We start from the raw sequence: 14624 nt of genomic DNA on the forward strand, positions 1-14624 counted from the left end.
GGAGAATGAGATGTTAATCCAACAAACGCCAGAGTGGGGAATGGGGCTGTTTGCGCTCTGTCAGGCGGCAGTATTGCTGGCGCTGACGCCGCTGATGACCGGTATTTCCCGCCAGATCCGTGCGCGGATGCAGTCGCGACGTGGCCCGGGCATTCTTCAGGACTATCGGGACCTCAGCAAGCTGATGAAGCGTCAGCCCGTGGGTCCGCAACAATCCGGCGCTATGTTCCGCATCATGCCGTGGGTGCTGCTCAGCAGCATGTTGCTGGTGGCGATGGCGCTGCCGGTCTTTACCCGTACCTCGCCGTTCGGCGGCGCGGGAGACCTGATCACCCTGTTGTATCTGTTCGCCCTGTTCCGCTTCTTCTTTTCGCTCTCAGGGCTCGACAGCAGCAGTACCTTCGCCGGGATTGGCGCCAGCCGCGAGTTAACCCTCGGCATTCTGGTTGAGCCGATTCTGATCCTCGGCCTGCTGGTGGTGGCGCTGATCGTCGGCTCCACCAACATTGGCACCATCAGTGCGGTGCTGTCAGAGGGCTGGTCCTCGCCGCTGGCTATCTTTATGGCGTTCCTGGCCTGCGGTTTCGCCGCGTTTATCGAGATGGGCAAAATCCCCTTCGACGTGGCGGAAGCCGAGCAGGAATTGCAGGAAGGGCCGCTCACCGAATATTCCGGCGCAGACTTTGCGCTGGTGAAGTGGGGGATTGGCCTCAAGCAGGTAGTGGTCGCCGAGATGTTTCTCGCAGTGTTCATTCCGTTTGGTAAAGCGGCGAGCCTCTCGGCATCGGCGCTGTTACTGGCGCTGGTGGTGATGATTATCAAGCTGGTGGTGGTCTTTGTGCTGGCCTCCATCATTGAGAACTCACTGGCGCGCGGACGCTTCCTGCTGACCCATCGCGTGACCTGGCTTGTCTTCGGCATCGCGGTGCTGGCCTTCGTCTTTTACTTTACCGGTCTGTAAGGAGCGCCGCTAATGATGGAAAAAATAGCGCTGACGACCCTGCTGCTGCCGTTTATCGGCGCACTGCTGACGGCCTGCCTGCCGCAGCGCCGGGCGCGCATCGTCTGTACTTTATTTGCGTTGCTGGCGACGCTTGGCACGGTGGCGCTCGGCTGGCAGTTTCTGGCTGGTGGAAAAGTTGCACAAACCTTAACGCTGGTGAGCTATCACGGTGTGGCGCTCTTTGGCTTCACCATTGACCGGATAAGCACGCTGATTGTTTTCGCGGTCGTGTTCCTTGGCCTGCTGGTGAGCCTGTACTCCACCGGCTATCTGACCACTGGCAACCGTGAACATCCGCATGATGGCGGCAACCGTTACTACGCGTTTCTGCTGATCTTTATTGGCGCGATGGCGGGGCTGGTGCTCTCATCCACGCTGCTCGGGCAACTGCTGTTCTTCGAAATTACCGGCGGTTGTTCGTGGGCGCTGATTGGCTACTACCAGACGCCAAAATCTCAGCGTTCGGCGATGAAAGCGTTGCTGATCACGCACGTTGCGTCGCTGGGGCTGTATCTGGCTGCCGCCACGTTGTTCCTCAACACCGGCACCTTTGAACTGAGTGCGCTGAGCCAGCTTTCGGGTAGTGCCAGCTATATCGTCTACGGTGGGATCCTGTTCGCCGCGTGGGGCAAATCGGCGCAACTGCCGTTGCAGGCCTGGCTGCCAGATGCGATGGAAGCACCCACGCCAGTGAGTGCTTACCTGCACGCCGCATCCATGGTGAAAGTCGGGGTGTATATCTTCGCCCGCGCCATTATCGAAGGTGGCAATGTGCCGCACGTGATTGGCTGGGTCGGGATCGTCATGGCCACCATCACGCTGATCTACGGCTTCATGATGTACCTGCCGCAGAAAGACATGAAACGCCTGCTGGCGTGGTCCACCATCACCCAACTCGCGTACATCTTCCTCGCGCTGTCGCTGGCGGTGCTGGGTTCAAAAGAAGCCTTCGACGGCGGGATTGCCTACATCTTCAACCACGCGTTCGCCAAGAGCCTGTTCTTCCTGGTGGCCGGGGCATTCAGCTACAGCTGTGGTACGCGTCTGTTGCCGAAGTTGCGTGGTGTGATGGGTAAGTCTCCGCTGCTCGGCATCGGCTTTTGCGTCGCCGCACTGGCGATTGCCGGTGTGCCGCCGTTTAACGGTTTCTTCAGTAAATTCCCGATTTTTGCCGCCGGTTTCTCACTCTCCACCCACGACTGGGCGCTCATCCCGGTCATGGTGCTGGTGCTGATTGAGTCGGTGGCAAGTTTCGGCTGGCTGATTTACTGGTTTGGTCGCGTTGTGCCCGGGGAGCCGAGCCCGGAAGTGGCGCAGATGTCGCCGCTGCCGCTGGCAATGCGTGTGGTATTGGTCGTGCTGGTAGTGATGTCGCTGTGCTCGAGCGTGATTGCTGCCCTCTGGCTTAACTAAGGGAGTCGATGATGACCGGAACCTTAATTGTTAATAATCTCGCCGGGCTGATGATGGTGACATCGCTGCTGGTGATTGGTGCCAGGCATCCGCGTAGCTCCTGCTGGTTCTACGCCCTGCAGTCGCTGGTGCTGGTGCTGATTTTCTTCACGCTTTCCAGAACGCTGGATTCCGAACAACTGCTGATGTGGTCGTTCAGCGCCTTCCTCACCAAGGTGGTGCTGGTGCCGCTGATTATGGGCTATGCCCTGCGTAAACTCACCGACCCGGCGGCGGATGTAAGCCTGATAAGCCCGGCGATGTTAATGGTCTCGGCGGCAGTGATTGTGGTGCTGTGCTGGTTTGTAGTGCATCCGGTGGCACTGCCGATGCTGCATGAACTGAAACCCGCGCTGGCTGTGGCGCTGGGCCACTTCCTGCTGGGGCTGCTGTGTATCGTCACCCAACGCAACATCCTCAAACAGGTGTTTGGCTACTGCCTGATGGAAAACGGTTCGCATCTGGTTCTCGCTCTGCTGGCGTATAAAGCGCCAGAACTGGTGGAGATAGGGATTGCCACCGACGCCATCTTCGCGGTGATCGTCATGGTGCTGCTGGTGAGGAAAATCTGGCGCACGCTCGGCACGCTGGATGTCAACAAACTGACGGCGCTGAAGGGATAACACCATGAGTCATAACGCTATTTTCACTTTACTCATCGTCACGCCGCTGCTGTTTTCGCTGCTGGCGTTTGCCTGCAGACCACTTGGCGCTGCGGCCCGTACGGCGGTCACGTTGCTGCACGGCCTCGGCATTCTCGCGCTGCTGGGTGTCACGTTCTACGCCGTTCGCGCGGTGTATCTGCAGGGGGAGATTTTCTCCAGCAACCTGTGGCTGCACGTGGACAGCCTGAGCGCGCTGTTTCTCGCCATCCTCGGACTCATCGGTTTCCTGACCGGGCTGTACTCGATGGGGTATATGCGTCATGAGGTGGACGAAGGAGAAATCTCCGTCGCCACGCTGTGCAACTACTACGGTTTCTTCCATCTGTTCCTGTTCACCATGATGCTGGTGGTGACCAGTAATAACCTGATTGTGATGTGGGCGGCGATTGAAGCCACCACGCTCAGTTCGGCGTTCCTGGTGGGGATTTACGGCCAGCGCTCTTCGCTGGAAGCAGCGTGGAAGTACATCATCATCTGTACCGTCGGCGTGGCATTTGGCCTGTTCGGCACGATCCTGGTGTACGCCAATGCGGCAAGCTTTATGCCGGATCCGGGCAACGCCATTTTCTGGACTGAAGTGCTGAAACACGCCGGACAGCTTGACCCGACGCTGATGCACCTGGCGTTTGTGTTCGTGCTGATTGGCTTTGGCACCAAAACCGGGCTGTTCCCGATGCATGCCTGGCTGCCGGACGCGCACAGTGAAGCGCCAAGCCCCACCAGTGCGTTGCTGTCGGCGGTGCTGCTCAACTGCGCGTTGCTGGTGATCATTCGCTTCTACATCATCATCAGCCAGGCCATCGGCCCGCAGTTCCCCAGCACATTGCTGCTGATCTTTGGTCTGCTGTCGGTGGCGGTGGCGGCGTTCTTCATTCTGGTACAACACGACGTTAAACGTCTGCTGGCCTATTCCAGCGTGGAAAACATGGGGCTTATCGCCGTGGCACTGGGGATTGGCGGCCCGCTGGGCGTGCTGGCCGCACTGCTGCACACCCTCAATCACAGCCTCGCGAAAACGCTGCTGTTCTGCGGTTCCGGCAACGTGCTGCTCAAATACGGCACCCGCGACTTGGGCGTTGTGCGTGGCATGCTCAAACTGATGCCGTTCAGCGCGGTACTGCTGGCAGGCGGTGCGCTGGCGCTCGCCGGGATGCCGCCATTCAACATTTTCCTCAGTGAATTTATGACCGTGACCGCCGGGCTTGCGGCCGGACATCTGTGGCTGACTATCCTGTTGTTGTTGTTATTAACCGTGGTGCTCGGCGGCCTGATACGCATGGTGGCCTGCCTGCTGTTTGGCGCCGCCCCGGAGGCCACCAGCCGCGGTGAGCTTGGTCTGCTGACCACGCTGCCGATGGCGATCCTGCTGGCGCTGATGCTGCTGATGGGTACGCATATTCCGCAGCCGGTAAGTCAGATACTGGAGAACGCCGCCTCGGTGGTGATGAAAGCCTCCCCGCAGCAGACCTTTCAGTGGCCCTGGGCGGCGAGTCGCGCCACCTCCTCGAATCACAGTGATTGCACCCGCGAGTGTACTGGAGAAATGAAGTGAGTTATCAACAATATATGAACGGCCTTGCGCAGGGTGATCTCCGTGGTATGGGCTATGTGGCGGCGGTGCGGGAGAAATTCCCCGGCGCCATTCTCGATGAAGAACGCCAGACCAACGACCAGCTCACCATTACCGTCAAAATGAACGTGATGCCGGAGATTGTCGAGTTTCTCTACTATCAGTGCGGCGGCTGGCTGCCGGTGCTGTTCGGTAACGACGAGCGCACGCTTAACGGCCATTTCGCCGTCTACTATGCGCTGTCGATGGAAGAGGGCGAGAAGTGCTGGGTGGTGGTGAAGGCGCTGGTGGATCACTCCCTTGAGTTCCCGTCAGTCACGCCCCGCGTTCCGGCGGCGGTGTGGGGCGAACGCGAAATTCGTGACATGTTTGGTCTGAAGCCGATTGGTCTGCCGGATGAGCGTCGTCTGGTGCTGCCGGATGACTGGCCGGACGATATGCACCCGCTGCGTAAAGACACCATGGACTATCGCCAGCGCCCGGCGCCGACCACGGAGACCGAAACCTATCCGTTCATCAACGATGGCGACAAACGTTCACGCGTCGTCCCCGTGGGTCCGATGCATATCACCTCTGATGAGCCAGGCCACTTCCGGCTGTTTGTTGACGGCGAGCAGATTGTGGATGCCGATTACCGCCTGTTTTACGTGCATCGCGGCATGGAAAAACTCGCCGAAACGCGAATGGGCTATAACGAAGTCACCTTCCTTTCTGACCGTGTGTGCGGCATCTGCGGCTTTGCTCACAGCGTGGCGTACGCCACCTCGGTCGAAAATGCGTTAGGCATTGTGGTACCGCAACGGGCGCACACTATTCGCTCGGTGCTGCTGGAAGTCGAACGCCTGCACAGCCACCTGCTGAATATCGGGCTTTCCAGCCATTTTGTTGGTTTTGACACCGGTTTTATGCAGTTCTTCCGCGTGCGTGAGAAGTCGATGACCATGGCGGAACTGCTCACCGGTTCGCGTAAAACCTACGGCCTCAACCTGATTGGTGGTATTCGCCGCGATATTCTGAAAGAACAGCGGATTAAAACCCTGCAACTGGTGCGCGAGATGCGCGCCGAGGTCAGCGACCTGGTTGAGATGCTGCTGGCGACGCCGAACATCGGGCAGCGTACCCAGGGCGTCGGGATCCTCGACCGCAAGGTGGCGCGTGATTACAGCCCGGTCGGCCCGCTGATCCGCGGCAGTGGTTTCAACCGCGATATGCGCTTTGATCACCCGTACGCCGATTACGGCAACCTGCCGAAAACCCTGTTCTCTTTCGACGGCGGTGATGTGTTCTCCCGCGTGATGGTTCGCGTGAAAGAAACGTTCGACTCACTGGCGATGATCGAATACGCGCTGGAAACCATGGGGGAAGGGCCGTTGCTGACCGAAGGCTTTACCTATCAGCCGCACAAGTTCGCACTGGGTTATGTCGAAGCGCCGCGTGGCGAAGACGTCCACTGGAGCATGCTCGGCGATAACCAGAAGCTGTTCCGCTGGCGCTGCCGTGCGGCGACCTACGCCAACTGGCCGGTGCTGCGCTACATGCTGCGCGGTAACACCGTCTCCGATGCGCCGCTGATTATCGGGAGCCTCGATCCGTGCTACTCCTGTACCGATCGCGTGACCTTAGTGGATGTGCGTAAACGCAAGTCCACCACGGTGCCGTACAAAGAGATTGAGCGTTATGGCATTGAGCGTACACAGTCGCCGCTTAAGTAAGGATTGAACGATGCTGAAACTGTTTAAAACCATCCTGAAAGCGGGTGAACCGACGGTGAAATACCCGTTCAAACCGCTGGAGGTGTGCCCGGGCTTCCGTGGCAAGCCGGAGCTGGATCCGCAGCAGTGCATCGCCTGCGCCGCCTGCACGATGGCGTGCCCGGCCAATGCGCTGACCATGGAAACCCATCCGGAAAGCAACGAGCGCATCTGGCAGTTGTTTATCGGCCGCTGCATTTTCTGTGGCCGCTGCGAAGAAGTGTGCCCGACGAACGCCATTCGGTTGTCGGAAGACTTCGAACTGGCGGTGACCAACAAAGCTGATCTGTATGTGAAAGTGGTGTTTCGTCTGCAGCACTGTGTGGCGTGCCATCAGCCTTTCACGTCGGAAAAATCAGTGCAGTATGCCGTGGAGCTGCTGCGCCATTCCGGGGTCAGCGATGAGGCGCTGGCGGGCATGAGTACGCAGTTCAGTACCTGCCCGGCGTGCAAACGCAAACAGACTCTCGCCAGCCATGACCGGCAGCCTATGAGTTTTACCGTCGCGGAGGAGCGTCATGAGTGAATTTAATCATCACGTCAGCCAGCCGATTACGCTGACTGACGACGTCGCGCGGATGAAGCAAACACTGCTGAAAGATATTAAGCGTTCAGCTTATGTTTACCGCGTGGACTGCGGCGGCTGCAACGGCTGTGAAATCGAGATCTTTTCCGCCATCACCCCGGTCTTTGATGCCGAACGCTTTGGTATCAAGGTCGTGGCCTCACCGCGCCATGCCGATATTCTGCTGTTTACCGGCGCCGTCACCCGCGCCATGCGCATGCCTGCGCTGCGGGCGTACGAGTCGGCACCGGACCCGAAAATCTGCATCTCTTACGGGGCCTGCGGCGTTGGCGGCGGGATTTTCCACGATCTCTACTGCGTCTGGGGCGGCAGCGACACCATCGTGCCAGTGGATGTGTGGATCCCCGGTTGCCCACCGACGCCTGCGGCCACTATCCACGGTTTTGCCGTGGCGCTGGGGCTGCTGGAGCAGAAACTCAAAGGGGTGAATCACATTCAGGGCGAGGACGAAAAACCAGTGCCGATCCTGCCGGGCATTCCGTTAAGTCTGCGCGTCTCGGTTGAGCGCGAAGCGCGGCGGATGGCGGGTTACCGGCAGGGGAAAATGATTAGCCACCGCTTCCTCGACCTCCTGCAACATCAGGAGACCGCGGGTGTTGACGCCTGGCTTAAACAGGAAAATGATCCCCGGCTGACGGAAATTGTGCAGCGACTGACAGGCATTGTTGCCGGGCAGGTGGTGGCATGAGCGAAACAGGAAAAGTCACCTTCTGGTCGCTGCGGCAGAAGTTTGTCGACAGCGATGACGACATTCCCGCCGAAAGCCAGCAGGTGATGTACTACTCGCTGGCGATTGGTCACCACGTCGGCATGATTGACTGTCTGAAAACGGAACTGCAATGCCCGCTGGACGGATACAACGACTGGCTGGCGTTGTTACCGGAAGGAGAAGGGCGGCGCAAGCTGAGCGGGTTGCTGAAGTTTGGCGAAATCACCATCGATTCGACGCACACTTCGCTGCTGGCCTTTACGGTTGATGCACTCAGCAAAACCGGCGCAGAGCCTTTCAAAAGCTGGAGCCTGCGCCTGATTGAACTGCTGGCGGAAATTGAACGCGAACCGGCTATCTACCTCATTGCGAAGCGTCACTAAAAGCGCGCCACGCGGGAAGCGACTATAGCTCCCGCGTATTAATTCCCAGCCGCTGCATCCTCGACAACAGCGTGGTGCGTTTCAGCCCAAGCTTACTGGCTGCTCCTCTCGGCCCGGCGACAATACCATTGGTTTCACGCAACGCCTGCACAATACGCGCCCGTTCGTCATCGTCGTTTTCCGGCGTCTGCGGGTTGAACATGGCGGGCAGTTTTCGCGTCGTGGTGGGGAGTTGCGGGGCGATCGGGCCCGCTGCCGCCGGTATTTTCAGCTCGTTGAGTTGCAGGTTCAGCGTGCTGCCTTCGGTGAGGATCACCGCGCGTTCAATCACGTTCTGCAGTTCCCGCGCGTTACCCGGCCACGGGTAGCGGCACAGCGCCTGAATTCCGGCGGCAGGGACGGTGTCGATGGTTTTATTCATGCGCGCCGCCAACTTACGGGTAAAGCTGGTCACCAGCGGAGGAATGTCTTCCGGGCGATCGCGCAATGGCGGCACTTCCACCGGGAAAACGTTCAGGCGGTAAAAGAGATCGCTACGGAAGGTTTTCTCTTCAACCATCTGTTTCAGATTGCGGTTGGTGGCAGCCACCACGCGCACGTTGACCGGGATCACCTGATGACCGCCCACGCGCTCAATTTCGCGTTCCTGCAGAACCCGCAGCAGTTTGGGCTGAAGCTCCAGCGGCATGTCGCCGATCTCGTCGAGAAACAGCGTCCCGCCTTTTGCCATTTCAAAACGTCCGATATGGGTGCTGGTGGCGCCGGTAAACGCCCCTTTTTCATGACCGAACAGATCGCTTTCCAGCAGACTGGCGGGGATCGCCGCACAGTTTATTTTCACCAGCGGCCCGGCAGAACGCGGGCTGAGTTTGTGGATCGCGCGGGCGATAAGCTCCTTGCCGGTGCCGGTTTCCCCCAGCAGCAGAACCGTGCTGTCGCTGGTGGCGACGATTTCCACCTGACGGAGTAAATTTTTCATCGCCGTGCTTTGAAAAATAATATCGTTCAGGCTTTCGGCATTTTGAATTTGTTCGTTAAGCCAGGTATTTTCCTGTTTTAACGCGTCCTTAAGTCGGGTTATTTCATCCCAGGCGTTGGAGTTATCCACGCCAATGCTGATCCGCGAGGCGATTTGCCCTAACAGGGAACAGACGGCGGGGGTAAACGCGCTGATATCGGTATGCGCCAGGATCAGAATACCCGGCGAGTGGGAATTAAAGGTCAGCGGTAACAACAACGCGACCTGCATTCCGGCGGAATAAAGATCATGCAACAGCGGCTCGCGGGTTTCTGCAGTCAGGGCAACCGCCTGCGGATGCCGGATCCGGTTCTGAATATCGCTCTCTGCCAGCGAATAGCTTTTCTGCTCGCAATAATAGCCCTGGTCCTCTTTCCACAGACAGTGGGTGACCGGAAAATGACCCGCATTACCACCGTCAAGAAACGCGATAGCAACTGAAGGAATGGCGAAGTAACGGTGAATATCTTCCGAAATGGCGCCGACCATTCCGTCGCGGTCTAGGTGCGCGAGCACGGAGTTGGTGATATCCACCAGAATACGATATTCGTCTCGTTCGTCTTTTAACTGATGAAAGAATTCCAGCAGTTCCGGCTCGACGCCGGAATTAATCATTGCTATCAGATGGTTATTCCACTCTTCATTTGAGATGGGAATGGTTCTTATTTTCTTGCCTGACAGCTTCTTTACATCATTCATCTGTTCAGCCTGTTCGGGAGATATCGTCTGATAGTAGCAATGATTCAGCAATACTATTTAAGATCATTATTCATGTGCAGCGTGCAATATAAAATAATCGGCGCTGAGGTTTCGTTGATATCAGTGGGTTTTTCTGCAATTAAGATGAATACAGGTGGGGGATGAAGGTGACCAGCGTATTACTGTGTGTCGGCAATAGCATGATGGGTGACGACGGCGCCGGTCCGTTGCTGGCGGAAATGTGTGCCGCCGCGCCGCAGGGCGAGTGGATCGTTTTCGACGGGGGGAGCGCGCCGGAACGAGACGTGGCGGCGATCCGTGAACTTCAGCCACAGCGCCTGATGATCGTCGATGCCACCGATATGGGGCTCGACCCTGGCGAAATTCGCATTGTCGACCCGGACGATATCGCGGAAATGTTCCTGATGACCACTCACAACATGCCGCTGAACTACCTGGTGGATCAACTGAAAGAAGACGTTGGCGAAGTGATTTTTGTCGGCATTCAACCGGATATTGTCGGGTTTTACTATCCGATGACGCCGAACATTAAAGCGGCGGTCGAAACCGTTTATTCGCGGCTGGCCGCGTGGGAAGGGAACGGCGGGTTTCTTCCGCTTTGAGTTTTAGCCCGGTGGCGCTGCGCTTACCGGGCTTGTAAAAACACTACGTTAAATCCGCCCCGTTACTGGCAATCACTTTCTTGTACCACCAGAACGATTTCTTCCGCGTACGCGCCAGCGTGCCGTTGCCCTCGTCATCGCGATCAACATAGACAAAACCGTAGCGCTTGCTCATTTCCCCGGTCGAGGCGGCTACCAGGTCAATGCAACCCCAGGTGGTGTAACCTATCAGCGGGATCCCGTCGTCAATGGCGTCGCGCATCGCTTTGATATGCTCGCGCAGGTAATCGATGCGGTAGTCGTCGTTGATTTCGCCACTGGCATCCGGCTCATCACGCGCGCCAAGCCCGTTCTCCACCAGAAACAGCGGCTTCTGATAGCGGTCGTACATCATGTTCATGGTGATACGCAGCCCCAGCGGATCAATACCCCAGCCCCAGTCGCTGGCTTCAAGGTAAGGGTTTTTCAGTGACTTAACGACGTTCGCCGCGCTGGTGTTGTTGGTGTTCATCTCCGCCGACGCACAGCGTGAGGCGTAATAGCTGAAAGAGACGAAATCGACGGTGTTTTTCAGCGCCTCGTCGTCACCCGGATCTTTGACAATCACCACCCCTTTTTCACGAAACACTCGCGCGGAATAGGCCGGATAAGCGCCACGCGCCTGCACATCAATAAAGAACAGGTTTTCGCGATCTTTCTCCAGTGCTGTCCAGACATCTTCCGGCTTGCAGGAGTAAGGGTAGAAATTGCCGCCTGCCAGCATGCAACCCACCTGGTTGGCCGGGTTGACCTCATGGGCGATTTTCGTCGCCAGCGCGCTCGCCACCAGTTCGTGATGCGCCGCCTGATACTTCACCTGATCCTGATTTTCACCGGCTTCAAACACCAGTCCGGCACCGGAAAAAGGGCTGTGCAGCATGATGTTGATTTCATTGAAGGTCAGCCAGTATTTCACCAGACCATCAAAGGCTTCAAAACAGGTGCGCGCATAGCGGGTGAAGAAGTCGATCATCTTGCGGTTGCGCCAGGAGCCATATTCCGTTACCAGATGCATCGGTACGTCAAAATGGCACAGCGTCACCAGTGGTTCGATGTTGTACTTTTTGCACTCTTCGAACACCGAACGGTAAAAGGCGATCCCAGCTTCACAGGGAAACGGCTCGTCACCGTTCGGGTACAGGCGGCTCCAGGCGATAGAGGTGCGGAATACGCTGAACCCCATCTCCGCCATCAGGGCGATGTCCTCTTTGTAGCGATGATAAAAATCGATCGCCACGTGGCTTGGGTAAAATTCGTCGTCACGCAACTGAAAACGCTTTTCCAGACCCAGCTTGACCGGCATTCTGCCTGCGCCGTGTGGGATCATATCGACGGTGGTTAATCCCTTGCCGCCTTCCTGATATGCGCCTTCAGACTGGTTGGCGGCCAGTGCGCCGCCCCATAAAAATCCTTGCGGAAAACTCGACATCCGTTACCTCTTTACTGTGTTAAGTCAGGCTTTTGCCGCGTGAGTGTCGGCGGCATGCAGCGCCCGGGCTTTCGCTGCGTCCTCTTCAACCGGGATATCCTCAAAGCCAAGCAGCAGCGTCAGGACAAAGGAAAGTACGACCGCCAGCGCCATCACGCCAACCACCCAGACGATGGAGATCGGGTTGGCCGGATCAAAGAACTGGACGCTGGTGAACAGGCCAGGCGCTGCCATCGAATGGCTGGCAAGCCCGGCGGCACCGGCGACCGCGCCGCAGACGAAACCGCTGATCAGACTGGCGATAAGCGGACGTTTCAGGCGAACGGCTACCCCGTACAGCGCCGGTTCAGAAATCCCCGCCAGAATCGCGGAAGCCGCCGCAGCCAGCGCCGTCTGGCGCAGTTCCGGGTTTTTGGTTTTCCATGCCACCGCCAGCGAAGAGCCACCGAGCGACAGGTTAGCACCGATTTCCGACGGCATAACCATGCCTTCTTTACCGGTTTCGGCGATGGTCTGAATGATGGTCGGGGTAAACACGCGGTGCATCCCGGTCATCACCAGCAGCGGCCACAGGGCGCCCATAATGGCGACCGACAGCCAGCCGAGATAACCGTGAATGGTGTACACCAGCGCGGAAATCGCGCTACCAATCCAGATGCCAATTGGCCCGATTAACAGGATAGCCAGCGGTGCCGCGATCAGCACAATCAGCATCGGCTTGAGGAAGTTTTTGGTCACTGCCGGGGTGATTCTGTCGACCCAGCGTTCGATATACGACAGGCACCAGGTCATCACCAGCGCCGGGATAACCGTATAGGTGTATTTCACGGCGGTGACTGGAATCAACGCGAACTGCACCTGCTCGCCCTGAGCGGCTTTCGCCATCAGATCGATAAATGCCGGATGCACCAGCACGCCAGCAATGGCAATCGCCAGCGACATGTTGGTTTTGAATTTTAGCGCGGCTGAGGCTGCCACCATCAGCGGCAGGAAGAAGAACGCGCCGTCGCCAATTACCGTCAGAATAGTCAGCGTGGGCGACGCTTTTGGCAGCGCGCCAGACATTTCCAGCACCATCGCCAGCAGTTTGATCATCGAGCCGCCGATGATGGCCGGGATCAGCGGCGACATGGTGCCGATCAGCGCGTCGAGGATCCCGGCGCCGATACGGCGGAGCGTCAGTTTCGGTTTTTCCGTCGGCTCTGTGGGTTTCAGATCCCCCGGCAGCAGGGCGACCACTTCCTGATAAGCCTGGGAAACGGTGTTGCCGATAATCACCTGACATTGATTGTCGCTGCGCACCACGCCCAGCACGCCGTTGAGGCCTTTCAGCGTGGCGCTGTCGACGCGGTCGTTATCTTTCACCACGAAGCGCAGACGGGTCATGCAGTGGGTGACTGCGGTAATATTATCGACGCCACCGAGAGCATCGATGACGGCGCGGGCCAGAGCCGGATAATTTTTGGACATCGGATTGTCATCCTGTTTTAGGGGTACGAACATCACGTAGGAAACCGGTTCCACAAAATCATGATGAGTTTCATAAATTGAAGCAATGGAAATTTCGAATCATTTTTTCTTTTTGTGATTCAGATCGTCAATTGCAGCGGGGTGCTGAAAAAGCACAACGGCTGAAGTACACTGCGAAGATTAATTTCAGATGGATACGCAACATGGCAACGATGCTGGAAGTGGCAAAGCGTGCCGGGGTCTCGAAGGCCACGGTTTCCCGGGTACTTTCGGGGAATGGCTATGTCAGCCAGGAGACCAAAGATCGCGTTTTTCATGCCATCGAAGAGAGCGGTTACCGCCCGAATCTGCTGGCGCGCAATCTGGCAACGCAAAAAACCCAGACCCTGGGTCTGGTGGTCACCAACACGCTTTATCACGGCGTCTATTTCAGCGAGCTACTGTTTCATGCCGCGCGCATGACAGAAGACCAGGGGCGTCAGCTGATTCTGGCGGATGGTAAACACAGTGCTGAAGAAGAGCGCGAGGCGATCCAGTATCTGCTCGATATGCGCTGCGACGCGATCGTGATTTACCCGCGTTTTCTCAGCGTCGAAGAGATGGATGAGATCGTTGAGAGTCATTCACGGCCAATTGTGGTGCTGAATCGCCGCCTGCGGCATAACAGCAGTCACAGCGTGTTCTGCGATCACAAAGCCACCAGTCAGGCGGCGGTTGAGCAACTGATTACGTTGGGCCACCGCGACATTGCCTTCGTGACGGGGTCGCTTGATTCGCCGACCGGCGTGGAACGTCTTTCGGGTTACAAAGAGGCACTCTTCCGGCATAGCATCCCGCTGCGCGAGTCGTTGATCGTCTCAGGGAAATGGACGCCTGCCAGCGGCACGGAAGCGGTGGATACGCTGCTGACGCGCCAGGAGAGGTTCAGCGCGATTGTTGCCAGCAACGACGATATGGCCGTCGGCGTCCTCAAACAATTGCATCATCACGGCGTTCAGGTACCGCAGCAGGTGTCGGTGATCGGGTTCGATGACATCGCATTAGCGCCTTATATGATCCCGTCGCTGGCGAGCGTCAGAATACCCGTCACCGAGATGATCAAAGAGACGATTGGCCGGGTGATTTTTATGCTCAACGGCGGTGAGTTTAAATTACAACAGCGTTTTACCGGCGAGCTGATTTCACGCGATTCTGTCACTCACGGGCCGCACGCCTGATGTCGTCAGC

The 14624-nt window shown here is 57.6% G+C and carries 13 protein-coding genes; 10 read left to right on the forward strand and 3 right to left on the reverse strand.

Going from position 1 to position 14624, the window contains the following annotated elements; all coding sequences use genetic code 11:
• The first annotated feature begins 10 nt into the window (after positions 1-10).
• The 8 genes from AOY23_RS04590 to AOY23_RS04625 are packed head-to-tail and all read left to right on the forward strand — an operon-like array spanning position 11 to position 8119.
• Positions 11-961: a respiratory chain complex I subunit 1 family protein gene (locus tag AOY23_RS04590; RefSeq protein ID WP_054177649.1), complete on the forward strand. Its 951-nt coding sequence runs from the start codon at positions 11-13 to the stop codon at positions 959-961.
• A gap of 12 nt (positions 962-973) precedes the next feature.
• The gene (locus AOY23_RS04595) at positions 974-2416 is read left to right on the forward strand and encodes a hydrogenase 4 subunit D (protein ID WP_054177650.1); all 1443 of its coding nucleotides are present in this window, start codon (positions 974-976) and stop codon (positions 2414-2416) included.
• A gap of 11 nt (positions 2417-2427) precedes the next feature.
• Positions 2428-3078: a hydrogenase 4 membrane subunit gene (gene hyfE, locus AOY23_RS04600; protein WP_054177651.1), complete on the forward strand. Its 651-nt coding sequence runs from the start codon at positions 2428-2430 to the stop codon at positions 3076-3078.
• A 4-nt stretch (positions 3079-3082) separates the two neighbouring features.
• Complete coding sequence (locus AOY23_RS04605) at positions 3083-4672, forward strand: hydrogenase 4 subunit F (RefSeq protein WP_054177652.1); 1590 nt, start codon at positions 3083-3085, stop codon at positions 4670-4672.
• Complete coding sequence (locus tag AOY23_RS04610; protein WP_054177653.1) at positions 4669-6402, forward strand: hydrogenase large subunit; 1734 nt, start codon at positions 4669-4671, stop codon at positions 6400-6402. Before AOY23_RS04605 ends, AOY23_RS04610 begins: the two co-directional genes overlap by 4 nt.
• A 10-nt stretch (positions 6403-6412) precedes the next feature.
• Complete coding sequence (hyfH, locus tag AOY23_RS04615; protein WP_054177654.1) at positions 6413-6967, forward strand: hydrogenase 4 subunit H; 555 nt, start codon at positions 6413-6415, stop codon at positions 6965-6967.
• Positions 6960-7715: an NADH-quinone oxidoreductase subunit B family protein gene (locus AOY23_RS04620; protein ID WP_054177655.1), complete on the forward strand. Its 756-nt coding sequence runs from the start codon at positions 6960-6962 to the stop codon at positions 7713-7715. The genes hyfH and AOY23_RS04620 overlap by 8 nt, the downstream gene beginning before the upstream one ends.
• Complete coding sequence (locus tag AOY23_RS04625) at positions 7712-8119, forward strand: formate hydrogenlyase maturation HycH family protein (protein ID WP_054177656.1); 408 nt, start codon at positions 7712-7714, stop codon at positions 8117-8119. The genes AOY23_RS04620 and AOY23_RS04625 overlap by 4 nt, the downstream gene beginning before the upstream one ends.
• Before the next feature lie 22 nt (positions 8120-8141).
• On the opposite strand, the gene AOY23_RS04630 is transcribed toward AOY23_RS04625, so the two are convergent.
• Positions 8142-9836, reverse strand: coding sequence for a sigma 54-interacting transcriptional regulator (locus tag AOY23_RS04630; protein ID WP_235501653.1), 1695 nt, complete (start codon positions 9834-9836; stop codon positions 8142-8144).
• Between the two features lie 167 nt (positions 9837-10003).
• Between AOY23_RS04630 and hycI the strand changes: the two genes are divergently transcribed.
• Positions 10004-10459 (forward strand): hydrogenase maturation peptidase HycI, encoded by a 456-nt coding sequence (gene hycI / locus AOY23_RS04635; protein WP_054177814.1) that lies wholly within the window; start codon positions 10004-10006, stop codon positions 10457-10459.
• Between the two features lie 43 nt (positions 10460-10502).
• Here hycI and AOY23_RS04640 read toward each other — a convergent pair whose 3' ends face one another.
• Both AOY23_RS04640 and ascF read right to left on the reverse strand, forming a co-directional pair.
• On the reverse strand, positions 10503-11927 hold the full coding sequence (locus AOY23_RS04640; RefSeq protein WP_054177658.1) for a 6-phospho-beta-glucosidase: 1425 nt from the start codon (positions 11925-11927) through the stop codon (positions 10503-10505).
• 24 nt (positions 11928-11951) lie between these two features.
• Positions 11952-13397 (reverse strand): PTS cellobiose/arbutin/salicin transporter subunit IIBC, encoded by a 1446-nt coding sequence (ascF, locus tag AOY23_RS04645; RefSeq protein WP_054177659.1) that lies wholly within the window; start codon positions 13395-13397, stop codon positions 11952-11954.
• Between the two features lie 203 nt (positions 13398-13600).
• Here ascF and AOY23_RS04650 point away from each other — a divergent pair, with 203 nt between their 5' ends.
• A complete protein-coding gene (locus AOY23_RS04650; protein ID WP_054177660.1) occupies positions 13601-14614 on the forward strand; it encodes a LacI family DNA-binding transcriptional regulator in 1014 nt (337 codons plus the stop codon).
• Positions 14615-14624 lie beyond the last annotated feature (10 nt).

The sequence above is a fragment of the Trabulsiella odontotermitis genome, from assembly GCF_001297775.1.
Classification (GTDB): Bacteria; Pseudomonadota; Gammaproteobacteria; order Enterobacterales; family Enterobacteriaceae; genus Trabulsiella; species Trabulsiella odontotermitis.

Excerpts from the sequence above, each read along its gene's own strand:
- AOY23_RS04590 (WP_054177649.1), top strand. The coding sequence starts at position 11 with ATGTTAATCCAACAAACGCCAGAGTGGGGAATGGGGCTGTTTGCGCTC.
- AOY23_RS04595 (WP_054177650.1), top strand. The coding sequence starts at position 974 with ATGATGGAAAAAATAGCGCTGACGACCCTGCTGCTGCCGTTTATCGGC.
- hyfE (WP_054177651.1), top strand. The coding sequence starts at position 2,428 with ATGACCGGAACCTTAATTGTTAATAATCTCGCCGGGCTGATGATGGTG.
- AOY23_RS04605 (WP_054177652.1), top strand. The coding sequence starts at position 3,083 with ATGAGTCATAACGCTATTTTCACTTTACTCATCGTCACGCCGCTGCTG.
- hyfH (WP_054177654.1), top strand. The coding sequence starts at position 6,413 with ATGCTGAAACTGTTTAAAACCATCCTGAAAGCGGGTGAACCGACGGTG.
- AOY23_RS04620 (WP_054177655.1), top strand. The coding sequence starts at position 6,960 with ATGAGTGAATTTAATCATCACGTCAGCCAGCCGATTACGCTGACTGAC.
- AOY23_RS04625 (WP_054177656.1), top strand. The coding sequence starts at position 7,712 with ATGAGCGAAACAGGAAAAGTCACCTTCTGGTCGCTGCGGCAGAAGTTT.
- AOY23_RS04630 (WP_235501653.1), bottom strand. The coding sequence starts at position 9,836 with ATGAATGATGTAAAGAAGCTGTCAGGCAAGAAAATAAGAACCATTCCC.
- AOY23_RS04640 (WP_054177658.1), bottom strand. The coding sequence starts at position 11,927 with ATGTCGAGTTTTCCGCAAGGATTTTTATGGGGCGGCGCACTGGCCGCC.
- ascF (WP_054177659.1), bottom strand. The coding sequence starts at position 13,397 with ATGTCCAAAAATTATCCGGCTCTGGCCCGCGCCGTCATCGATGCTCTC.
- AOY23_RS04650 (WP_054177660.1), top strand. The coding sequence starts at position 13,601 with ATGGCAACGATGCTGGAAGTGGCAAAGCGTGCCGGGGTCTCGAAGGCC.